This window comes from Streptococcus sp. GP0011 (genome assembly GCF_030546305.1).
Classification (GTDB): Bacteria; Bacillota; Bacilli; order Lactobacillales; family Streptococcaceae; genus Streptococcus.
In genome coordinates this window covers 109,066-132,542 of sequence record NZ_JAUONR010000005.1, presented here as the reverse complement: position 1 = coordinate 132,542, position 23,477 = coordinate 109,066, and the positions used below count along the sequence as shown (strand labels likewise).

Sequence of the window (23,477 nt, the reverse complement as noted above, 5' to 3'; positions counted from 1 at the left end):
TTCTTACCTCCCTTTTGTTTCCAAAGACTTCTCAAGCAAACGACTCAAGCTAGAAATAACCAAGGCAATCCCCCAGTAAAGAAGCGCAACTGCCGTATAGGTTTCCAGAGAGTAGTTCCCTAAATTGCGACTAATCAAGAGATTGCCTGCCCCCATAACATCAACAAAACCAATCGTATAAGCCAAGGCAGCATCCCGCATGAGATTGAGAATAGCGGTCGTTATATTGGGAAGAGCAACTTGAAAAGCTTGAGGAAAAATGATTCTCCAAAAAGTCTGACTTGGAGTCAAACCAATACTAAGCCCGGCCTCTGTCTGCCCCTTTGGAATAGCTTGATAGGCCGCCTTGAAAACCTCGGCAACAACAGCCGCAAACAAGAGAATCATCGTCAGGAGAACAAAAATAGTTTTAGACCAGTTGTTGATATCCAAACCAAGCCACCATTTCAGAAATTCTGGCAAGCCATAAAAGACTAGAAAAAGCAAGACAATCGGCGGTGTACAACGAAGGGTGAAAATATAGCCTTTGGAAATCGCTGCAAAACTCTTGTCTTCTCCTACTTGTGCCCAGGCCAAGAGACCTCCAAAAAGGGAACCAAGAAGAGTGGTAAAAAAGAGAATGGACAAGGTCATAGGAAGCGCCTGCCATAAGGTCGGTAAAAACTGAAAGACCTTGGAAAAATCATAAGAAACCATGCAAAACCCTTTCTAGTCTTGGAATTTCTGGTCTAGTCTTTGTCTACGTAACTAAAGACATCTTCTTTAAAGTATTGCTGAGATAGCTTAGCAAGCGTGCCATCTTCCTTCAACTCTTTGATTGCTTTTTCATATTCTTTAGCGAATTTCTCACCCTTTTCATCACGGTGAATCAAGGGATAAGTTGGAATACCCTTGTATGGGAACCAGCTGAGTTTATCCGCATATTGGTGGTAAGGGCCATCTTCTGCGGTAACTGCTTTTTCAAAGGACAGTTTGATATCAAAGAAGGCGTCATAACGTCCTTCTAAGACCCAGGCATAGGCATCTGCCACTTTAAAGGATTCAGCTGCTGTTAGCTCAATCGGTGCATCCTGATGTTTTTCATTGTAGCTGGTGATAACATTCCATTGAGCATTCTGTGGAGAGATGGGAACCAATTTCCCTTTATTCTTAGCAAAGTCATCAATGGTTTTGTATTTCTGTTCATCTTCTTTTCTGACAGTAAATCCGATGATGCTCGCTCCGACTGGTTCAGATGGAATGACAAACTTTTTAGCTCGTTCATCTGTGTACCAAGCTCCCTTGGTTCCGATGTCATACTTACCTGATTCCAGACCAATCAAGAGGTCGTCATCACTGGTACCCGTATATTCAAATTGATAGTTTGCCAACTTCTCATCAACAGCCTTCAAAACAGCTACTTCATAACCATCTGATTCCCCTTTTTCATTGACAAAATCATATGGAACATAGTTTTGTGTATGGGCAACCTTCAAGGTTATGACTTCAGCAGACGAAGCCGTTTCTCCCTCCTTGGCTGGAGCGCCAGCTAAACTTCTCCCGATAATCGTTGCCCCAATTACTGCAACAACTGCTACACCACCGATAATCCATGCTTTTTTACTCATTTTTTCTCCTTTAGTTTTCAAGCGCTTCTCTCACCCACTGGATACGTTCAACTGCGATATCACTTGGAATGGTACAATCTGCCCCAAGTACCAAGCCCTGTTCCCCAGCTTCTGCAACTAGTTTCTTTGCCTCAGCCTGAATGGCATCCTTGCTACCAGTATACAGTAAGCCCGTCTTGCCATTTTCGAATCCTCCAAGAACCGTACGTCCCTTGAAAATCTCACGACCTTCCTTGAGAGTGATTCCCTCTGGTCCTACAGCCCAGTTAAAGACTTGGGCTGGATAGTCTGCAAAAAGGTGAATATCATTTCGCGCCCCCTCGTAGCCACAGATATGAAGAACTGTGACGCCACCAACAGCACTAGCTGCTTCCAGAACCGTTATCTCGCTAGGGGCAATGACGGCTTGATACTCTGCTGCCGACACTCGTTGATCTTGGATGCTTTGCACGCTGAGGTAGATTCCATCAGCACCAGCCTCTTCGATGATAGCTCGACTGAGACTAGCAATATCCTCTGCAATCACATCCAACACCTTTTTAAGAGCTTTAGGATCTTCCACCAAAAAATCAGCAATGAGATCATCCCCACCAGACACTTCCCCCAGTAGCCACTTGAGATAGGTCACAGGAGCAAAAATATTGTAAATCGCAACGATATCTTCTGTAAACTCTTGCTTGATTTTCTGAACCAAGTCAACCTGCTCTTTTATCCAAGCGTGCTCTGATCCGAGTGGTTGAATGGTCGCCAATTCTTGAAGTGATTTTCCTTTGGCAATCGCTGGATTTGGATAAGCAAAGTAGCCATCACTCATGAGTTTGATAAAGTCTGGCTGAACTTCTCGGATAAAGCGCTTATGGCCCTCAATATTCTTCTCGATAATGGCTGGATTTGAGAATCCGTGTAGCCATTCGTCTTCGGATGTGAAATGGTGCCAAAAGCCAACTGGCACACGATCAACCTTTTCACCTCTAAATGCTTTTAAAACCCATTCTCTTTTTTCTGACATTCTTATTCTCCATTTCTTACTTTTCCAACTAATAAACTGCTTGCGATATCATTCGAGCGTAGAAAGGGAAGACTGGACTTGGAAAAATCCTGAACTCCACGACATCTCTCTCCATTTTTACAATGCCCATTTTTTACGACGCTTATGGCAACCAAAGCCAGCAAACCGACAACTGCAATGAAGATGCCCCATCTTTTACTTTTCATAGCTCCTCCTTTTAGAGAACAGCTGCCTGCCGAATCCAGTCCAACCTCTCTAAGTCAAAGTCATCTGGAACAGTACAGTCAGCTCCCAGAAGAACGCCTTTACTACCAGCTTCAGCCAGCAACCGTCTTGTTTCATTTTGCAATTCCGCCTTGGAACCTTGATAAAGCAAGCTTTTCTTGCCATTTTCAAATCCACCTAAAACGGCCTTGCCTCGAAACAACTCCTGACCCTGTGTCAAACTAACCTCCTCATGATGAGTCGCCCAGTTGACCACTTGAGCTGGATAGTCCTTAAATATCGTCACATCATTGCTCGCACCTTCAAAACCACAGATATGGAGGATATTGGTCCCACCAACCTGATTGGCTGCTTCCAAAATCGCTATATTGCTCGGTTCGATATAGGTTTGGTAGAGTGATGGTGTGATGCGCTCATCTTGAATTTCCTGGGTACTGAGGTAAATCCCGTCAACACCGCCTTGCTGGATGATTTTCTGAGTTAGGATAGCAATATCTCCTGCAATCACATCTAGAATCGCTCTGAATTGCTCAGGATTTTCAAGCAATAGATCAGCCACTTCCCTATCTCCTCGAGAAGTTTCTGTACGGAACCAGCGCTTGAGGTATGAGATAGGCGAAAAGATATTGTAGAAAGAAGCAATCTCTTCGGTAAAGGTCTCTCGAATCGCTTGTACCACTTCCACCTGTTGCTGAATCCATGGGTGTTCCTCACCAATCGACTCAATAGAAGTCAGCTCCTGAATGCTTGCGATCTTAGGACTATAGACATTACTTGGATAAAGAAAAAAACCGTCGCTCATAATTTTGACAAAATCAGGGCGAATCCTTTCCACATAGTTGCGATGCCCATCAACACTTTTTTGAAAGATACGTGGATTGTTTAATCCCTGCTCCTTTTCTTCGAGTGTTACAAAATGAAACCAAAATCCCACAGGAACTCTTTCCACTTCATCGCCTCGAATCGCTCTAAAGACTAGCTCTCTTTTACTCGCCATACCTTTCTCCTTCCATTTGGATTGAAACCATCTTACCACTCCTTTTCCCCTTTTCCCAATATATATTGACTATCAACTCGATTGGAAATTTTTATATCTATAAAGAAAAAAATCCCTAAAAAGCTTGATGTTACTAGCCTTTCAAAGATTCACTTTATTTTCATCTATTTTCCAAAAAGAAGCTGATATAGATTTTCTATCAAGCCGATTGAATTTTTTTATATCCATCTTCATTCCCAAATTAAGTACATAATTTTATCCTAATACCAAATTACTACTGAAAAATTTCTTTTCTCTCGGTATTTCCTTGCACAAATCCCATGAAAACGCTACAATATTAATAGACTATTATTAGGAGGATGGGATTATGAAAATATCCAAAGTTACCATTACAATTGCTTCTACACTTACTTCCGTCATTTTACTGACTGGCTGTGGTACAAATTCGGCAAATTCACAGACAACACAAAGTAGTACATCTGATAATCAGGTTACAATGACCTATGATCAGTTGCGTTCAAGAGAAAATACTATGTCAACTCTTTGGTATCAAAAAGCAGCTGAAACCAAGGCACTCTATCTACAAGGTTACAATGTCGCTACTGATCGTTTGAAAGAACTACTAAAAACACAGACAGATAAACCCTACTCTATCGTTTTGGACTTGGACGAAACTGTATTAGACAATAGCCCTTATCAAGCGCAAAATGTCAAAGACGGAACAGCATTTACCCCAGAAAACTGGGATGTCTGGGTAAAAAAAGCCGCAGCCAAGGCTGTACCAGGTGCTAAAGACTTTCTCCAATTTGCAGACCAAAACGGTGTCCAAATTTACTATGTATCTGACCGCACGATAGATCAGGTAGATGATACGATCAAAAACCTAGAAAACGAAGGAATTCCTGTACAAAGCCGCGATCATCTCATGTTCTTAGAAAAAGGCGTCAAATCTAAAGAAGGTCGTAGACAAGCAGTCCAAGAAAAAACCAACTTAGTCATGCTACTAGGAGACAATCTTGTGGACTTTGCAGAGTTTTCAAAGACCTCTGAAACTGAGCGCAACCAAAAATTAGAGGAATTACAAAAAGAGTTTGGTGAGAAATTCATCATTTTCCCTAACCCAATGTACGGATCATGGGAAAGCACTGTTTACAATGGTAATAAATTGGATGCCAAGGGTCAAACTGAAGAGCGACAAAAAAACTTACAAGGTTTTGATAAATAAAATAAGAGAGCTATCTACCAGTTTACACCAACCACAAGATATCGTATTTGTGAGAATATCAAAAAAGACGATTTCCAAGCGGAAATCGTCTTTTTTACTATTTTATCTTGTACTTGGTATAAACTAGTATATATTCCACTAGATAGTATGCTCTATCACTTGTACCACTTCCACCTGTTGCTGAATCCATGGGTGTTCCTCACCAATCGACTCAACTGATTGAATTTTTTTATAACCCCTCTTTCATGGCAAAGTATGCTCGTACTTTTGGAGCCACTTGTGTGCCGAAGAGTTCAATAGCTCTCAAAACTTGATCATGTGGCATAGAACCAAGCGGTAGATGGAGCATGAAACGGTCCAAGTCTAAATCCTCAATCATGCGAATCAATTTTTCTGCCACCTGATCTGGATTGCCCACAAACATGGCACCATTTGGTCCAACTTGCTCCAAATATTGCTCATAGGTCAACTCCTGCCAGTGCGGACGGTCCTTGGAAATTGCATCCACCACTTGCTTGGTCGGATGGAAATAATCTTTGACAGCCTGCTCGCCATCTTCCGAAATCCAGCCCCAAGAATGAGCACCCACTTTCAGGTCTTTCTCCGCATGACCGGCTTCCCTACCAATCTCACGATAAGCTTGAATCAGCTTTTTAAAATAACGTGGATTGCCACCGATAATGGCATAGACAATCGGCAACCCCGCCTGAGCAATCTTCACTGTTGACTCTACATGACCTCCTGTCGCCACCCACAATGGCAATTTGTCCTGAACAGGACGAGGATAGACTTCTTTTCCAGCGATGCTTTGAGTCAATTGTCCCTGCCAGTTCACTTTGGTGCTTTCATTTGCCAGCTGAAGCAGGTCTAACTTTTCATCAAAAAGAGCTTCATAGTCTTTCAAGTCATAGCCAAACAGAGGGAAGGATTCAGTAAATGAACCACGACCTGCCATAATCTCTGCCCGTCCATTTGACAAGGCATCGATGGTAGCATATTGTTGGAACAAGCGAATCGGATCCATACTCGAGAGAATGCTGACCGAACTAGTCAAACGAATCTTTTTGGTATTGACTGCCCCAGCTGCAAGAATAATCTCTGGCGCCGATACCGCAAAGTCCTCCCGATGATGCTCCCCAATCCCGTACACATCCAAACCAACCTTATCAGCCAGCTCAATTTCTGCCACCAACTGACGAATGCGTTCATCATGACTGTAAATCTGCCCAGTCGCTTCCAGAGCGGTTGTTTCACCAAATGTTGAAATTCCTAATTCTACCATACTGTTTCCTCGCTATCTCTTTTAGTTTTTAGAGTATTTTATCACTAATTAGTTTTACTTTCAATGGATTTGCTCATTAGAAAAAGCCTAGATGAACTAGACTTTCTTGGTTTATTCTACTGTTACTGACTTAGCAAGGTTACGTGGTTTGTCCACATCGAGTCCACGGTGGAGGGTTGCAAAGTAAGCGACCAATTGCGTTGGTACGACCATTGAGATTGGTGAGAGGTAAGGGTGGACAGTCGTAAGAACGATATCATCTGTCTCTTTGGCAACATTTTCTTCTGCGATTGTAAGTACCTTAGCACCACGGGCTGCGACCTCCTGGATATTTCCACGAGTGTGGTTAGCAAGGACTGGATCTGACAAGAGGGCCAAGACAGGTGTCCCCTCTTCAATCAAGGCAATGGTTCCGTGCTTGAGTTCTCCTGCCGCAAAGCCTTCACATTGGATGTAAGAAATCTCTTTGAGTTTGAGACTGGCTTCCATGGCTACATAGTAGTCTTGACCACGTCCAATGTAAAAAGCGTTGCGAGTTGTTTCAAGAAGCTCTCGAACCTTGGCATCAATGTTTTCTTTCTCAGAAAGAGTTGATTCGATAGACTGAGCTACGATTGACAACTCATGAACCAGGTCAAAGGCTTGCGCTTTGGCATTGCCGTTTGCTTCTCCGACAGCTTTTGCAAGGAAGGCAAGTGCTGCGATTTGTGCTGTATAGGCCTTGGTTGCTCAAAACAGTGTTTTGAGGTTGTGGATAGAACTGACGAAGTCAGTAACCATACTTACAGCAAGGTGAAGCTGACGTGGTTTGAAGAGATTTTCGAAAAAGATTAAATATACTCTACAATTTGATCAATCAATTCTTGGTCTTCTAAACCTGTAACTTGTATAACAACATCTTTGACTGATTGTTTAGCCAGCAATTCACCTAATCGAACACTTTCTTCATCATTTACATCTCGATAGTCAAAGACATAGCCAACTGTTTTAAGTAGGTTTTCATATGACAAACCGAGTTCTTTCAATTCACGTATCGGCCGGATGAATCGCTCATTATAGCCTAATTTTCGGATTGGAGTACGAGCTACTCGACTAACCTCATCCACTATGAAAGGATTTTCAAACCGTTCTATAATGACTTTGTGATAATTCTCCAATTCTTTTTTATCAAAGTTCCATTTGGCAATCAAGAGACTCCGAATTTCAGCTAAAACGGATTCAATCTGAGACTTGATAGCAGGATTCTGAAGAGCTTCCAAAATTGTCTTGGCACCATAATGTGCACCAATGTAAGCTGAAGTTGCATGTCCAGAATTGACTGAAAAAAGTTTTCGCTCAATAAAAGGTTCTAAATCTTCTTCATAATGCACATCTTCTAGACGTAAATCTGGATTTTTAAGACGCTTAGTTTCCACAACCCATTCATTAAAGGGCTCGACCACAACAAAAAGAGGATCTTCGTGACTTTGTGCTGGAACAATCCTGTCTACTGCAGCATTTGGAAAACCTATGCAGTTCTCAGCAAATGTCAAACCTTCCGGACTTAAATGTTTCTTGACTTCTTGATAAAGAAATTGAGAACCACCAATCATATTTTCACAAGCCATAACATCCAATGCTTGCGTATTTCCTGCAGCCCGTCGAGCTTCTATTCCCTTAGCTAGAAGTTCAGCGATAAAAGGGAGTATATTAGGTCCGATTGCAGTAGTAACGATATTCGCCTTTTGAATCGCTTCAATAACTTGCTCAGGATGTTCCTTACTATTAATGCCAGCCACATTAGCTATCTCTATGCGGGGCTGTCCTTCCTGTGCAATTTCAATTTCATACTTGCTCTTTTCATTTAGAGCATGAATTATCTGATTATTGACATCCACAAAGTCAATATGAAAACCATTTTTGAATAGAATTTCGCCTATAAAACCTCGACCGATATTGCCGGCACCAAAATGAACAGCATGTTTCATTGAATTTCTCCTTTTCTTGTTTGAGTGACATATATACTAGATGACAAATGAAGAAATTCAATTATTCAACAGCATCAAGTAAGCGCAATACTTGCTCTTCTGACTGAGCATCTGCTAGTTTAAGAACATTATCTACATCTGCACAGAAGATAGAAATTTTCTGAATAATTTCTAAGTGTTCATTACCAATACCAGCAATACCAAAAAGAACCGTTGCCACTTGAGTGTTAGATTCATTCCCAAAATCAACCCCTCTTGGGACTTGAACGACTGTAATACCAGACTTGAGGACATCCTTTTTCGCTGCATCTGTTCCATGCGGTATGGCGATAAAGTTACCCATATAAACAGATAGCTCTTTATCACGCTCAATCATGGCTTCAATATAGTTTTCATTAACATATCCACCCTCATAAAGAACTTGCCCACAATAACGGATAGCTTCCTCCTTGTTAGAAAATTGTTTATCAAGCTTAATCAAATGTTTTTCAAGTTTCATATTAGTTCTCCAATTTCTTAATTTTTTCGTTAAAAATAGTATTTAGCATCTGATAAATAATGGATTGATTTCCCGTCTTGTAAATCTCTGTATAAAGATGATTTTCAATAATCGACTGACTGATAGCTGTCATTAAATCTCTCACTTCCTCGCTAGCCTCTTTAGACATTAGCATTAACAGACACCTTTTGACCTCTTCTTTCTCTCGTTTCATTGACAATGCAGAGATAGGTAGTTTGAGTTCAAACATAGTAAAACTATTTGTTGTTACTTTGCTAGACTGACTATGTAAAAGCACCAGACCAGTATTAGGAATAGCCATAGGACTATTCTGGAAGTGAGATAGCAGTTTTCTTGTTAGGTAATTTCTGTCACTTACATTCTTCTGATATTGGATAATTTGTTCTACTGTATGCTCAAATGATTGATTATTCTCCAGTTGAACCAATTCAAATTGACTCAAAAGTTGACTGCTAGATATCAAATAATCTTGCAAGTCATAACTTTTCTCTGGGGCGATAGCATCACGCGCGACAATTGTACGATGTGCCTGTACATACTGAAGCCGTTCCTGCAATTCAAGCAATTCCTTGACGGTTGGAAAACTAGAAATTACATCGATTTCCTGATTAGGCAGCGGCTTGGTAGATAAAATATAATCATACTGACTGAGATCAATACTGTGGTAATCTACTAGAAACTGAATATCTATACACTCTACAAAAGGAGCAACACTCTTAATTTTACTGACTAACAAATCTCTAGTGACCCGACGTTCGTCCGTTAAAAGCAAAATACGGACTGGATAAATCTCTGGACTACGGCCTAAGCTAGAGATAAAATGCAGGGCAATCATGCCATACTCATACTCTGTATGAAGATATTTCGGAAAAATATCATTCACCAAAAGACTAATGACTGTATAAAGAAATTTATTCCTTTCAACTAAAAGCTGGACAGATTCTGGCAAATTTTCACCCTGAAAAAGGATTGGGACGCCTAAACTGAGTCGAATATGATGGAAAAGAAAATTAAATAAAACCTTGTCCTTAAAAAAGTCAATCTTGGTGTACATAGAAACCGTATCAATCAGATTTGAAATATTGTAGAAAAATTCACCATCAAATTTCTCCGTAAAGAGCGGATTTTCCTGACGTTTAATGATTAATTCATCCAAGATGCTAGCAAAATAGATAATTTCCTGAATACTATAAAATTGCTCAGTCTGCTTAGAGTAAGCTTGAAAAATTTTTTGAGAAATTTCCAAAGCTTGCTTACTAGTATTAGGCAAATTTTCAATGTTTTGTTCCTGACCTATAAGAGATAACAAGATCGCAAAAAACATCTTCATCCTAGCATCCATATCTGGAAAACCTGACAGTTGCTTATTAACAATCTGACTGGCCAGCCTAGTTCTATCTGCTTCTATAATATTAAAGCTCCCAAAATTACCGGTTGAAAAATCTGCTACTGAGATACAGTTTGTAAGTAAAATAGCCAAAAATCTTCTCTTACTAACTGAATCACCAGAAATGCGATACCCCTTTTGCCGTTCAATTTTCAGATCAAAGTCTAAAAGACGCTTATCAATATCTGAAATATCCTGAATAATAGTTACATTACTGACTTTCATGCACTCTTGCAAGGCTTCATTGGTGACAAAACCATTCTCAGTTAGAAGGCGATAAGTAATCAACTCTTGTCTTTCTTGGGGACTATACTCAACTAACACTTCAAGTTCTGTCGGTAGATCGTCCAGTTCGCCAGTCAAAATATAGTATTTCCCACGCTTCGCTATTTCAATCCCATATTGCTCTATGCTATCTGTCAAATCTGATAAAGTCCGATAAATTGTTCTAGATGAGACCTGTAAGATTTCAGTCATGTCTTGCATTGAAAGCTTCCCTACATGTAGGAAAGCCTTCAATAATTGTTCTTCTCGTTTGGTTAATAGCATTCTAATTTAGAAACCTCTAGTTAAATTTATACATTCTAGCAACCATTTTATCATATTCTGGTGTTGTTACTAAACTATCCACAATAAGAAATTGAGAATTCGGTGCTGCTTGCTGCACTTCTGCCTGTAAAGCAATAGTTGTTACAATCATTATGTTTTTAGAATTAAATTCACCTAATTCTGAAATTTTGGCAGTAGAAACTGGAATACGAATATTCTTGTTTCTAAAGATAGCCCGAATCGTTTCACAGCCCATAGTTGCAGATCCTTGTGCTTTACCATAAGCAACTACTACAGCATCAATATGGTTAAGGTCAATTTCCTGACCATCTACTGGTGCTGAAGTTGGTATATCTCCTTCAATTTCTGCTATTGGAGCAGCTCCTGTTAATGAAGCTACAATTTCATCATAACGAGGGGACGCTAAGAAATTATCGACAGAAACATGAATAGCACTTGGACTCTTGCCTTTAGCTCTTGGTGTCAGTTCTTCCTGAGTAACAATCAATGTTTTTGGTATATCAACCAAATTTGAGATAGCCTGATTAGATACTGGAATTCCAAGACCTGCTTTTTTAACCTTATCACGAAGAATACTTGCTCCCATCGCAGAACTCCCCATGCCAGCATCACAGGCAAAAATAATTTTCTCTACTGAATCTCTTGAAATGTTTGTATCTACAGCAACTGGAACTACTTGCCCCTTAGATTTAGCCTTAGCGGCTTGAGTAGCAGCTTGAGCAGCTTCTAACGAATCATCAGTCGACTTATCTGCACGTAGGATAAGAGCTGCTACAAGGAAGGAGACAATTGCTCCCACTAATACCCCAAGCAGGACATTAAGATGAGGCCACACACCTTTTGGAGCCATAGCCATAATCGCAATGATAGATCCTGGAGAAGCTGGAGATTTAAGACCAGCATCTAAAAATTGGAATGTAAAGGTACCTGACACACCTCCAGCAATCGCAGCTAGGAAAAGAGCTGGCTTCATCATAACATAAGGGAAGTATATTTCATGGATACCACCGAAGAAATGGATAACCATTGCTCCCCAAGAAGAAGATTTCGCAGAACCTTTACCAAACAAGGCGTAAGCCAAGAGGATACCTAGACCTGGTCCAGGATTAGCCTCTAAGAGGAAGAGAACAGATTTACCAGCTTGAGATACTTGCTCAGCTCCCAGAGGTGTAAAGATTCCATGATTAAGAGCATTATTAAGGAAAAGTACCTTTGCTGGTTCGATAATAATGTTTGCCAAAGGTAGGAGTTTAGCATTGACAATAGCCTCAACACCATTTCCAACAGCTCCAGTAAGAGTCGATACGACTGGACCGATTGCGTAAAAAGCCAAAAGCAATAATGCAAAACCAACTAGACCAGCTGAGAAGTTATTAACTAACATTTCAAAGCCGGGACGAATTTTTTCCTGGAACTTCTCATCAAATTTCTTGATAGTCCATCCTCCCAGTGGTCCCATTACCATAGCTCCGATAAACATTGGAACACTAGAACCTGTAATTGCACCAACAGTAGCAATAGCCCCTACGACGGCACCACGTTGTCCATAAATTACATAACCACCTGTATAACCAATTAGAGTCGGCAGTAGATAAGTCAACATAGGACCAACAATGGCAGCCAATTGTTCATTTGGTAGATAGCCATCAGGAATGAAGAGGGCAGTTAACACTCCCCAAGCAATAAAAGCTCCAATATTGGGCATAACCATGTTTGAAAGTGATGTTCCCAGTTTTTGAACTCTAACTTTCAAAGATACTTTTTCTTCCATTAGGATTTTCCTCCTTTTCTTTAAATCTAGTATATACAAAAATGAAAACGCTTAAAACTAAAGCTTTGTCACAGATTTTGTGCCAAAAAAATCAACTTTTGTTACAAAATTCTTTTTTTATACCATATTACAAAACAAAATGTACCGAAAACCGCATCAAAAATTCAAATTATGAGTTATTAAAAATAGGCTGTAAAATCTAAGAGATAACCCTCCCAGTCTTACGCCTATTGTTCATCTATTTATTATTCAACTGTAACAGCCTTAGCCAAATTACGTGGTTTATCTACATCCAGTCCACGGTGAAGTGAAGCATAGTAAGCAATCAATTGAGTAGGAATAACCATAGAAATACTAGATAGATATGGATGAACTTTATTAATAATAATGTCATCACCTTCTTTTTCTATTCCTTCTTCCACAATAGTTAGAGCATTAGCTCCACGAGCTACTACTTCAGAAATATTACCACGAGTATGAGAAGCGACGGTTGGATTGTCAGAAATTAAGGCAATAACAGGTGTACCATCCTCAATTAAAGATATAGTTCCATGTTTAAGTTCTCCTGCCGCAAAACCTTCACACTGAATATAAGAAATTTCCTTAAGTTTTAGGCTAGCCTCCATAACTACATAGTAGTCCTGACCACGTCCAATGTAGAAAGCATTACGAGTTGTTTCTAAGAGTCCTCTAACCTTTTCTTCAATCAATTCTTTCTCTGAAAGTGTAGACTCAATAGACTGAGCTACAATTGAAAGTTCACGCACTAAATCAAACTTTTTAGCTTTTTCATTCCCATTAGCTTCACCAACTGCCTTAGCAAGAAATGCTAATGTCGCCACTTGTCCTGTATAAGCCTTAGTTGAAGCTACAGCAATTTCTGGACCAGCATGCAATAACATAGTATAAGTTGCTTCACGAGATAGTGTAGAGCCTGCAACATTAGTTACAGTTAAACTTGGAATTCCCATTTCATTAGCTTTTACTAAAACTTGACGACTATCAGCAGTTTCACCTGACTGACTAAGCAAAATAAACATTGGTTTTTTGCTCAGTAGCGGCATAGCATAACCCCATTCAGATGCAATACCCAATTCCACAGGCGTATCAGTTAATTCTTCTAGCATCATTTTAGAAGCATAACCTGCATTATAAGAAGTTCCAGCTGCAATGATATAAATTCGATCTGCCTCCTGAACCGCTTTAACAATCTCAGGATCCACAACCATCTGTTGATTCTCATCAGAGTATGTGTTGATTAGCTTACGCATCACAGTTGGCTGTTCATCGATTTCTTTGAGCATATAGTATGGATAAGTCCCCTTACCGATATCGGACAGATCTAGCTCAGCAGTGTAGCTTTCACGCTCCAGAGTATGCCCGTCATAATCCTGCACTTCCACACTGTCTTTACGGACAATAACCAGCTCTTGGTCATGAATTTCCATAAACTGACTTGTCTCGCGAATCATGGCCATAGCATCCGAGCAGACCATATTGTAGCCTTCACCAAGCCCGACTAGTAGTGGAGATTTATTTTTAGCAACATAGATAACATCTGCATCTTCTGAATCCACCAAAGCAAAGGCATAAGAACCACGGATGATATGAAGGGCTTTTTTGAAGGCTTCAAGAACTGACAAACCATCTTCTTCAACAAATTTCCCAATCAAGTGAACAGCGATTTCCGTATCTGTTTGCCCCTTAAAGTGGTGACCTGCAAGGTATTCTTCCTTGATTTCAAGGTAGTTTTCAATCACTCCATTGTGCACCAAGACAAAACGTCCAGTCTCAGAGCGATGTGGGTGAGCATTGTCTTCCGTTGGTTTCCCATGAGTCGCCCAACGCGTATGACCGATACCAGTTATTCCCTCAACACCAGTAGTTTTAGCAGACAATTCTGCGATACGACCAACAGCCTTGACTAGATGATTTTCAGCACCACCTAGGACAAAAATCCCCGCAGAATCATAACCACGGTATTCGAGCTTTTCAAGCCCTTGAATCAAAATATCAGTTGCATTTGTGCTTCCAACAACACCAACAATTCCACACATAGTATATACGACACAGACTAGCTGTGCTTTCTCCTTAAATTGGTATAGTCTGATTTTCCATTTACAGAATCAGTAAAGACAGTATATACTTGTTTTTCTCACTTGTCAAGAATAAAAATTGGTATAGTTTTTCTATCTAGTATTTTATCAAGATTTCACTTGATACCTGACAAGTCGGCATCAATTACTTATAATAAGGGGAGGAGGTATTTGCTATGTGGTTTTTCTTCGCACTTTTATCAGCTATCTTTGCAGCCTTAACGTCAATTTTAGCCAAGATTGGGATTGAAGGAGTTCCATCCAATCTAGCAACCGCTATTCGTACAGCCGTCGTCATTCTTATGGCCTGGGCCATGGTTTTCTTGACCAATAGTCAGACCGAAATTGTCAATATCAGTAGAAAAAGTTGGCTCTTTCTCATCTTATCAGGCTTGGCCACTGGCGCCTCCTGGCTCTGCTACTACAAGGCCCTACAGATGGGCAATGCGACTGAGGTATCTGCTGTCGATAAATTCAGTCTCGTCATTACCCTCGTTCTAGCCTTTTTCTTCCTACAGGATGTCCTGACGTTTAAAACAATTATTGGCTGTATCTTGATTACGATTGGGACCTTGGTGATGATATTGTAATAAAAAGTGAGATGAACACCATCTCACTCTTTTTATTCTTAAAATCCATTATGGTCGCTTAGTTCCTTGAACCAGTGGCCTGATTTCTTCAGGCGTCGTTCCTGCGTTTCCAAGTTAAGCTCAACCAGACCGTAGCGATTTTTATAGCTATTGAGCCATGACCAGCAGTCGATAAAGGTCCAAATCAAGTAACCCTTACAGTTGGCTCCGTCTTCAATCGCACGGTGCAGCTCACGAAGATGACCTTTGACAAAGTCAATTCGGTAATCATCTTGAATCATCCCATCTTGACGGAATTTTTCTTCCCCTTCAACACCCATGCCATTCTCTGTCAACATCCACTCGATATTGCCATAATTTTCCTTGATGTTTTGAGCGATGTCATAAATCCCCTGCTCGTAGATTTCCCAACCACGGTGAGGATTGATCTTACGGCCCGGCATGACGTAAGGCTCATAGAAATGCTCTGGCAAGAGTGGACTGTCTGGATGCTTGGTAAAACGTGGCGCCATAACGCGCAAAGGTTGGTAGTAGTTGACTCCAAGGAAATCAACTGTATTCTCGCGAATGAGTTCTAACTCTTCAACAGTATACTCTGGTAACAAATCATGCTCTGCTAAAATCTCTACTAACTCTTCTGGATAAGTTCCCAAGACAGATGGATCTAGGAAAGACTGCGCTTGAAAGAGATCCGCAATACGAGCGGCTTTCACATCTGCAGGATGTTGACTACGCGGGTAGTCTGGTGTCAAATTAAGGACAATTCCAATCTTAGAATCAGGCAAAACCTCATGGCAGGCCTTCACCGCAAGAGTGCTTGCTAGTTGTGTGTGGTAGGCAACCTTAACTGCTGCTTTGGCGTCCACCTTATGAGGGTAATGGGCATCATAGAAATAGCCGAATTCTACAGGAACGATGGGCTCATTGAATGTAATCCATTGGTCAACCAAGTCACCGTAAGTTTCAAAACAGAAACGCGCATAGTCTTCATAAGCTTTAATGGTTGCCTTATTTTCCCAACCATCGCCATCTTCTTGAAGGGCGAAAGGCAGGTCAAAATGATAGATATTGACTAAGAGACGGATCCCCTTGGCCTTGATGGCTTCAAAGACCTGACGGTAGAAAGCCACACCTTGAGGATTGACCTCTCCACGACCCTGTGGGAAAATACGAGACCACTGGATGGAAGTACGAAAGGCTGTATGACCTGTTTCTAACAATAGTTCGATATCTTTTTCCCAGTTTTCATAGAAGGTCGATGTCTTATCTGGTCCAATCCCATTGTAGTAGCGATTTGGCTCTACTTGGTACCAATAATCCCAGAGATTATCCCCCTTTCCGTCACCAGGCACTCGCCCTTCTGTCTGTGGTCCAGAAGTTGAGGAACCCCAGACAAAATCCTTTGGAAATTTTAGCATAGCACTACCTCTTTTTACGATTTTAATGTTTACTTTCTCTCATTATAGAGAAAAAACAAGGCAAAAACTAGTTACATTTTTGGCTTGTTTTTCTTCTGATTATAGATTTTATTTCTTGCTGAGGATTTCAAGCGTTTCAAGCAAGTTGTCTGCGTGAACTTCGATGGTGTCACCAGTCGCCTTAATCTTAACTTCTACGATGCCATCGGCTGCTTTTTTCCCGACAGTGATACGGATTGGCAGACCAATCAAGTCACTATCGCTAAACTTCACTCCGACACGTTCGTTACGGTCGTCTGTCAAGACTTCGTAACCAGCTCCCATCAAGCTTGCTTCAAGTTTATCTGTCAAGGCTTGCGCTTCTTCATCTTTGACATTGACAGTAATCAAGTGCACATCAAATGGTGCCAATTCTTTAGGAAAGTTAACTCCCCAAGCATAACGGTATTCCCCTTTAGGCGTTTTGTTAACAAAGAGGCGAGCGTGTTGTTCCATAACTGCTGAGAGAAGACGGCTAACACCGATACCGTAACAACCCATGATGATTGGCACAGCACGACCATTTTCGTCCAAAACATCTGCACCCATGCTTGCTGAGTAGCGAGTTCCGAGTTTGAAGATGTGACCAATCTCGATACCACGGGCAAAGTTAAGAACGCCTTGTCCGTCTGGTGAAATTTCACCCTCACGAACTTCGCGGATATCCACGTATTCTGCAGTGAAATCACGACCTGGGTTCACACCCGTCAAGTGATAGCCATCTTCGTTGGCCCCCACAACAGCATTGCGAACATCTTGTACCTTACGGTCTGCAATGATTTTCACATTTTCTGGCAAACCAACTGGGCCAAGTGAACCAAAGCCGGCTTGAACAGCACTTGCTACTTCTTCCTCGCTCGCAATGTCAAAGAAATCTGCTCCCAAGTGGTTTTTCAACTTAACTTCATTGAGTTGGTCATTTCCAACTAGAAGGGCTGCAACAAGCTCACCATCTGCCATGTAGAAGAGGGTTTTGATTGTTTGTTCTTCTGGGATGTTAAGGAAGGTTGCGACTTCGTCAATAGATTTAACACCTGGTGTTTCCACTCGAGTTACTTCTTCTTCCGTAACGACACGGTTGCTTGGTTTGTACTCGTTTGTTGCCATTTCTAAGTTAGCTGCATAGCTAGACTCACTTGAGTAGGCAATGGTGTCTTCACCAGAAACCATCCATTTGAGCAATTCTGTCTTGATTTCTTCTTGCACTTCTGCAGGAATTTCATCAAATGAGGCAACTGACTTGTCCAAGACAACCCAGCGGTCAAGGTCTGTACGAGCTGGTGTAATGGCCATAAATTCTTGGCTATCCTTACCACCCATGGCGCCACCATCACCGATGATGGCCTTGAAGTCCAAACCACTACGAGTGAAGATACGTTCATAGGCTGCCTTGTACTCGTCATAAGTCACATCCAAACTATCGTAATTAGCATGGAAACTATAGCCGTCTTTCATGATAAATTCACGCGTACGGAGAAGTCCGTTACGTGGACGTTTTTCATCACGGTATTTCGGTTGGATTTGGTAAAGGTTGAGTGGCAATTGCTTGTAAGATTTCACAGAGTCACGAACAATAGCTGTAAAAGTTTCTTCGTGTGTCGGACCTAAGATAAAGTCTGACTTTTCACGGTTTTTCAGTTTATAAAGGTCTTCACCATAGGTTTCATAACGACCTGATTCACGCCAAAGATCGGCACTGAGAAGTGCAGGAGCCAACATCTCCACCGCACCAATCTTATCAAACTCTTGGCGCATGATATTCTTAGCCTTTTCAATCACACGGTTAGCGAGTGGCAGGTAAGAATAAACACCGGCAGAAACTTGACGGACATAACCAGCACGCAACATAAGGGCGTGGCTGATAACTTGAGCATCGCTTGGCATTTCGCGAAGCGTTGGGATTAGCATTTTACTTTGTTTCATAATATTCCTCGATTATCTAAAAGAAGAGTCGCATAATGTCATTCCAGGTCACAGCTAGCATCAAGAAAACCATGATAACTACACCAGCCATGGTGACATAGGTTTCAATTTCTTGTTTAAGGGGTTTCCGGCGGATAGCCTCTAGGATGTTGAGCACAATCTTTCCACCATCCAAAGCCGGGATAGGAATCAAGTTAAAAATTCCAATATTGATGGAAATCATAGCTAGGAAGTAGAGGACATTCTCAAGACCATTTTTAGCAGCATCGCTACTTGCCTTAAAAATAGCAACGGGACCACCGAGTTTGTTCAAATCTGGATGGAAAATCAAGTTTTTCAGAGCCGAAAGGATGCGAAGTCCTGAGTCAGCAGCAGTTGTAAATCCACCAACAAACATGGATAGAAAGTCTGACTTGACTCCCGGTTGAACCCCAAGAATATAACGTCCTTGATTCTCTTCTGGAGTCACCGTGACTTGTTTTTCGCTACCATTTTCAGAAATGGTCACATCCAAGGTCGGGGCTGTCTTGTCCTTGGTATCTGCTTCCACAGCCTGGGTCAAGTCTTGCCAATTCTTAACCTCATGCGAGCCGACCTTGGTGATTTGAGCTGTCTCAGCTACGCCCACCTTAGCCAAAGCTCCCTCTGGCATGACATGAAAGAGATTGGTCTGAGTATCTCTAACACCGCCTTGCAAAAAGATCAAGATCCAAAAAACAACAACACCTAAGATAAAGTTATTCATAGGACCTGCAAAGTTGGTGATGAGCTTGCCCCAGATAGAAGCATTTTGATACTGTACATCCAAAGGGGCAATGCGTACTTCGGTTCCATCTTCTTCAACAACCGTTGCATCATGATCGACTGTAAAAGTCTTTTCTTCTTCCAGGACCAAACCCTTGATAAAGAGCTTGTCTTCAAAGTCAAACTGGGTTACCTGCATAGGAAGAGCCGTTTGATCCAACTTCTTCCCTGAGAGGTTGATCCGTTTGACCTTACCATCGTCAGCAAGTGTTAAACTGACCGGAGTTCCTGTCTTAATTTCTGTCGCATCATCACCCCAGCCTGCCATACGAACATAGCCTCCTAGAGGAAGGATACGAATTGTATAAGCAGTGCCATCCTTACCGATATGGGAAAAAATCTTGGGCCCCATACCAATGGCAAATTCACGAACTAGAATGCCTGATTTCTTGGCAAAATAAAAATGTCCAAACTCATGCACCACCACAATAATCCCAAAAACGAGGATAAAGGTTAGCAATCCAATCATTCAATATTCCTTTCTTTAAAACAGGCCAAATAAGTGCATCATTGGAAACACAATCAGCATGCTGTCAAAGCGATCCAACACACCGCCATGTCCAGGGATAAATTTTCCAGAATCCTTGACACCGAAATGGCGTTTCATGGCACTCTCAATCAAGTCACCAAACTGACCTGCCACACTGAAGAAGGCTGCAAAGAGACTCATTCTATAAATCCCATAAGGAAGAGCAACTGTACTGTCCACTAGCATGAAGATTACCGTTATCAGTACCGCACCTAGAATACCCCCGACAAAGCCCTCAATACTCTTATTAGGAGAAACTCTTGGTGCCAACTTATGTCTACCAAAATTCATCCCTGTCAGGTAGGCTGCGCTATCTGTCGCCCAAACGATAAAAAGGGCCAAAAGTACCTTGTCAAAACCTGCCACCCGAGCATCTAGTAAGGCATTAAAGCCAAAACCAACATAAAAGCTCACAGCAATTGGAAAAGCGGCATCTTCAATCGTATAACTTTTACTGAAAACGGTGGTCCCTAGCATAATCATAATTAAAACGCTGTAGGCAACCACATTCCCATCAACTGGCAAAAAAGTTAGGTAATTTTCTAAGGGGATTGTGAGAGCAAAGGTCGCAAAGAGGGTCAAGGCACCCTCGATGGTCATGGTCTTTAACCCCTTCATGTGCAAGAGTTCATGGACAGCCAGCATGGCTAACAAACCAATGCCTATCTGCAACAAGAGTCCTCCCACAAACAAGACTGGAAGGAAAATGGCCAGGGCCAATACTGCAAACAATGTTCTCTTTTGTAAATCCTTGGTCATATCTTCTCCTAAACTCCTCCAAATCGGCGATTACGATGATTAAAGGCAGCAATAGCTTCCTGCAGAGCAACTTCATCAAAATCAGGCCACAAGGTATCTGTAAAGTAAAGCTCGCTATAGGCTGCTTGCCATGGCAAGAAATTACTCAAACGCAACTCACCACTCGTACGGATAATCAAATCAGGATCCCGCAAATCCTTTGGCAGGTGTTGCGTAAAAAGATAGTCCCCAATCATATCTTCTGTGATGTCACCAGGGTTTATTTTAGCATCTAGAACATCTTGAGCCAAGCCCTTAAGAGCCTGCGTAATTTCAGCACGACCACCATAGTTAAGCGCAAAATTGAGAATCAAGCCCGTATTGTTCTTAGTCAACTCCTCTGCTTTTTTCAAAGCTTCAAAAGTCGGCTTAGGCAGACGGTCTGTCTCCCCAATCATCTGAATCTTAACGTTATTTGCGTGCAATTCAGGGACGTAGTTATCATAAAATTCGACTGGCAAGTTCATGATAAACTTGACTTCTTGATCTGGACGCGTCCAATTTTCCGTTGAAAAGGCATAAACCGTGATGACCTTAACTCCCATCTTGTTAGCTGCCTTGGTCACTTTTTGGAGGGCTTCCATCCCTGCTTTATGACCAAAAACCCGTGGTTGCATCCGTTTTTTAGCCCAACGACCATTCCCATCCATGATGATGCCAATATGAGCAGGAACCTGTGTTGGAACCTCGACTTCTACAGCTTTATCTTTCTTAAAAAATCCAAACATGTTCTTATTCCTATTCAAAAATCTATCGTTTCATTATACCATATTTCCCTATTTTCTTCTATTGCTAAGTTATTAGCTCTCCTTACAGACAAAAAATAAGCCGCCTGATTGGGCGACTTAGTTTTATAGGGAGATTATTATGAAAAAGTTTTAGGAGTTTAAGTTAAGTTCCTCTTAACTTATGAACCTAGTATACCGTCCCTAACTTAAATTTTTCTTAAGTTTTTTGAGAAAGTCAGATTTTTCCATTTTTCTTGCCAATTTTTCTTGGACAAGCGTTCTTGATAGAGCTTCATCCTTTCCTCATTCTCTAAAAAATGAGGAGTCGGGGAAACCTGGAAGTTCATAATATCCTCTAAACCATAGGGGGCAAAGAGTTCTAAAGTGGAATCTTCATTCAAGCGAAGACCTACCGCCGTACAGCGCTCGGGATACTTACTCATAGCATCACGGGAACTCGTGTAGGGCGCAGTGTGAGAACTGTGCAGATGCATGTAGACCTGATTTTTCAACTCCCATTGATATTGGGGAAAATTCTCTTTCAGCTTGCGTTCTATACCCAACGTATCTTCGTAAGAGATAGCTGGATCAAAGAAAATCACATCCACATCTGTTTCACGGTCAAAAGGAGATTTGTCTGACAAGAGATTCCAGATAAAATTTCTAACTGAACCTGCAGCCAACCAAGAATCTTTCAGACCAAGGTTACGGATGATGATCAGAATAGCCATCATATCAGGATTTTCTCTAACACTATCTAGGACTTCTTGCTCATTTTTCACTGTATTCATACCCCAAATGTTCATAAGCCTTGGCTGTTGCCACCCGTCCAGACCGTGTCCGCATGATAAAACCTTTTTGGATGAGGTAGGGCTCATACATGTCCTCCACCGTCTCACGCTCCTCGGCAATATTAACAGAAAGAGTGCCTAGACCGACAGGGCCGCCGCCATACATCTCAATCATGGTGCGAAGGATTTTCTGGTCCACATAGTCCAAACCTTCATGGTCTACATCCAGCATAGTCAAGGCCTTATCCGTAATGACATCATCAATCAAGCCATCGCCCATAATCTGCGCAAAGTCACGCACGCGCTTGAGGAGACGATTAGCAATACGAGGAGTTCCCCGACTTCGCAAGGCCAGTTCGGCAGCTGCCTCATGGGTGATTTCCATCTCAAAAATATCTGCTGTCCGCTCAACAATCTCCGTCAAGTCAGCATGGGCATAGTATTCCATATGACCCGTAATCCCAAAACGTGCTCGTAGAGGATTAGAAAGCATCCCCGCACGTGTCGTCGCACCAATCAAGGTGAATGGTGGCAAGTCCAAATGAACACTGCGACTGCCTTCACCAGCACCAATCATGATATCAATGTAGAAGTCCTCCATGGCACTGTAAAGCACCTCTTCCACCGACATGGGCAGGCGATGAATCTCGTCAATAAAGAGAACGTCTCCAGGCTCCAAATCATTCAAAATCGCTACCAAGTCACCTGCTTTTTCAATGACAGGACCAGACGTTTGCTTGAGATTGACTCCCAGTTCATTGGCAATGACAAAGGCCATGGTCGTTTTCCCCAAACCTGGAGGCCCAAATAAGAGCACATGGTCCAGCGCTTCATCCCGCATTTTGGCAGCTTCGATAAAGATTTGCAGCTGGTCCTTGACCTTATCCTGCCCGATATATTCACGTAAATACTGGGGACGGAGGGTACGTTCTACCAACTCCTCATCCCCCATGATCTCATTATCTAAAATTCTACTCATGGCTCTATTATATCAAAAATCCAAGCCACAAACAAAAAAGCCACCTGATTGGGTGGCCTCTTTAGGGAGATTATTATGAAAAAGAAAAGTTTAGGATTTCATTAAATAAAGGGTACTCAATGAAAATCGAAATCAGACTAGGCAGATAGACGCAAGCATAACTATAGTTAGCTAAGTCGACTCTAACGAAGGTTGATGAGATTTTCGAAGAGTATTAGGAGG

At 41.6% G+C, this 23,477-nt stretch carries 20 protein-coding genes and 1 pseudogene; 2 read left to right on the top strand and 19 right to left on the bottom strand.

Annotation, left to right across the window (positions count from 1 at the left end):
* Positions 1-3: 3 nt before the first annotated feature.
* Genes Q4443_RS07165 through Q4443_RS07145 form a run of 5 tightly spaced genes read right to left on the bottom strand, consistent with a single transcriptional unit; the run spans position 4 to position 3,838 of the window.
* Complete coding sequence (locus Q4443_RS07165) at positions 4-696, bottom strand: amino acid ABC transporter permease (RefSeq protein WP_049519199.1); 693 nt, start codon at positions 694-696, stop codon at positions 4-6.
* A gap of 32 nt (positions 697-728) precedes the next feature.
* Complete coding sequence (locus Q4443_RS07160; RefSeq protein ID WP_000037003.1) at positions 729-1,607, bottom strand: transporter substrate-binding domain-containing protein; 879 nt, start codon at positions 1,605-1,607, stop codon at positions 729-731.
* A 10-nt stretch (positions 1,608-1,617) separates the two neighbouring features.
* The gene (locus Q4443_RS07155) at positions 1,618-2,616 is read right to left on the bottom strand and encodes a uroporphyrinogen decarboxylase family protein (RefSeq protein WP_049519200.1); all 999 of its coding nucleotides are present in this window, start codon (positions 2,614-2,616) and stop codon (positions 1,618-1,620) included.
* Positions 2,617-2,618: 2 nt separating this feature from the next.
* Positions 2,619-2,822 carry a hypothetical protein gene (locus Q4443_RS07150; protein ID WP_049519201.1) on the bottom strand — a complete coding sequence of 68 codons (204 nt, stop codon included), beginning with the start codon at positions 2,820-2,822 and terminating at the stop codon, positions 2,619-2,621.
* A gap of 11 nt (positions 2,823-2,833) precedes the next feature.
* Positions 2,834-3,838 (bottom strand): uroporphyrinogen decarboxylase family protein, encoded by a 1,005-nt coding sequence (locus Q4443_RS07145; RefSeq protein WP_049519202.1) that lies wholly within the window; start codon positions 3,836-3,838, stop codon positions 2,834-2,836.
* Positions 3,839-4,205: 367 nt separating this feature from the next.
* Between Q4443_RS07145 and Q4443_RS07140 the strand changes: the two genes are divergently transcribed.
* On the top strand, positions 4,206-5,063 hold the full coding sequence (locus Q4443_RS07140; RefSeq protein ID WP_000703388.1) for a 5'-nucleotidase, lipoprotein e(P4) family: 858 nt from the start codon (positions 4,206-4,208) through the stop codon (positions 5,061-5,063).
* A gap of 229 nt (positions 5,064-5,292) precedes the next feature.
* Here the strand turns inward: Q4443_RS07140 and Q4443_RS07135 are convergent, their stop codons facing one another.
* The 7 genes and pseudogenes from Q4443_RS07135 to glmS all read right to left on the bottom strand — a co-directional run bounded on the left by Q4443_RS07135 (position 5,293) and on the right by glmS (position 14,617).
* Positions 5,293-6,345: an LLM class flavin-dependent oxidoreductase gene (locus Q4443_RS07135; protein ID WP_000229782.1), complete on the bottom strand. Its 1,053-nt coding sequence runs from the start codon at positions 6,343-6,345 to the stop codon at positions 5,293-5,295.
* A gap of 111 nt (positions 6,346-6,456) precedes the next feature.
* Positions 6,457-7,074 (bottom strand): annotated as a pseudogene (locus Q4443_RS07130) (SIS domain-containing protein); the annotation flags it as partial.
* Between the two features lie 101 nt (positions 7,075-7,175).
* On the bottom strand, positions 7,176-8,312 hold the full coding sequence (locus Q4443_RS07125) for a mannitol-1-phosphate 5-dehydrogenase (protein WP_049519204.1): 1,137 nt from the start codon (positions 8,310-8,312) through the stop codon (positions 7,176-7,178).
* Positions 8,313-8,373: 61 nt separating this feature from the next.
* A complete protein-coding gene (locus tag Q4443_RS07120) occupies positions 8,374-8,811 on the bottom strand; it encodes a PTS sugar transporter subunit IIA (protein ID WP_049519205.1) in 438 nt (145 codons plus the stop codon).
* Between the two features lies 1 nt (position 8,812).
* Complete coding sequence (locus tag Q4443_RS07115; RefSeq protein WP_049519206.1) at positions 8,813-10,768, bottom strand: transcription antiterminator; 1,956 nt, start codon at positions 10,766-10,768, stop codon at positions 8,813-8,815.
* A gap of 16 nt (positions 10,769-10,784) precedes the next feature.
* Positions 10,785-12,560: a PTS mannitol-specific transporter subunit IIBC gene (locus Q4443_RS07110; protein ID WP_049519207.1), complete on the bottom strand. Its 1,776-nt coding sequence runs from the start codon at positions 12,558-12,560 to the stop codon at positions 10,785-10,787.
* Between the two features lie 245 nt (positions 12,561-12,805).
* The gene (gene glmS, locus Q4443_RS07105) at positions 12,806-14,617 is read right to left on the bottom strand and encodes a glutamine--fructose-6-phosphate transaminase (isomerizing) (protein WP_049519208.1); all 1,812 of its coding nucleotides are present in this window, start codon (positions 14,615-14,617) and stop codon (positions 12,806-12,808) included.
* Between the two features lie 215 nt (positions 14,618-14,832).
* On the opposite strand from glmS, the gene Q4443_RS07100 reads away from it, so the two are divergent.
* Positions 14,833-15,246, top strand: a complete 414-nt coding sequence (locus Q4443_RS07100; RefSeq protein WP_049519209.1) for an EamA family transporter — start codon at positions 14,833-14,835, stop codon at positions 15,244-15,246.
* 38 nt (positions 15,247-15,284) lie between these two features.
* Here Q4443_RS07100 and Q4443_RS07095 read toward each other — a convergent pair whose 3' ends face one another.
* From Q4443_RS07095 to ruvB, 7 genes are all read right to left on the bottom strand, one after another.
* Positions 15,285-16,664 carry a glycoside hydrolase family 1 protein gene (locus Q4443_RS07095; protein ID WP_303408219.1) on the bottom strand — a complete coding sequence of 460 codons (1,380 nt, stop codon included), beginning with the start codon at positions 16,662-16,664 and terminating at the stop codon, positions 15,285-15,287.
* 108 nt (positions 16,665-16,772) lie between these two features.
* Positions 16,773-18,626: a proline--tRNA ligase gene (locus tag Q4443_RS07090; protein WP_000814031.1), complete on the bottom strand. Its 1,854-nt coding sequence runs from the start codon at positions 18,624-18,626 to the stop codon at positions 16,773-16,775.
* A gap of 16 nt (positions 18,627-18,642) precedes the next feature.
* Positions 18,643-19,899 (bottom strand): RIP metalloprotease RseP, encoded by a 1,257-nt coding sequence (rseP, locus tag Q4443_RS07085; protein WP_049478858.1) that lies wholly within the window; start codon positions 19,897-19,899, stop codon positions 18,643-18,645.
* 15 nt (positions 19,900-19,914) lie between these two features.
* The gene (locus Q4443_RS07080; RefSeq protein WP_049478859.1) at positions 19,915-20,718 is read right to left on the bottom strand and encodes a phosphatidate cytidylyltransferase; all 804 of its coding nucleotides are present in this window, start codon (positions 20,716-20,718) and stop codon (positions 19,915-19,917) included.
* An 8-nt stretch (positions 20,719-20,726) separates the two neighbouring features.
* Entirely contained in the window at positions 20,727-21,485 is a 759-nt protein-coding gene (locus tag Q4443_RS07075; RefSeq protein ID WP_049478860.1) for an isoprenyl transferase, read from the bottom strand.
* Between the two features lie 206 nt (positions 21,486-21,691).
* Positions 21,692-22,276, bottom strand: coding sequence for a nucleotidyltransferase family protein (locus Q4443_RS07070; RefSeq protein ID WP_049478861.1), 585 nt, complete (start codon positions 22,274-22,276; stop codon positions 21,692-21,694).
* A complete protein-coding gene (ruvB, locus tag Q4443_RS07065; RefSeq protein WP_080978824.1) occupies positions 22,257-23,255 on the bottom strand; it encodes a Holliday junction branch migration DNA helicase RuvB in 999 nt (332 codons plus the stop codon). The genes Q4443_RS07070 and ruvB overlap by 20 nt, the downstream gene beginning before the upstream one ends.
* Positions 23,256-23,477 lie beyond the last annotated feature (222 nt).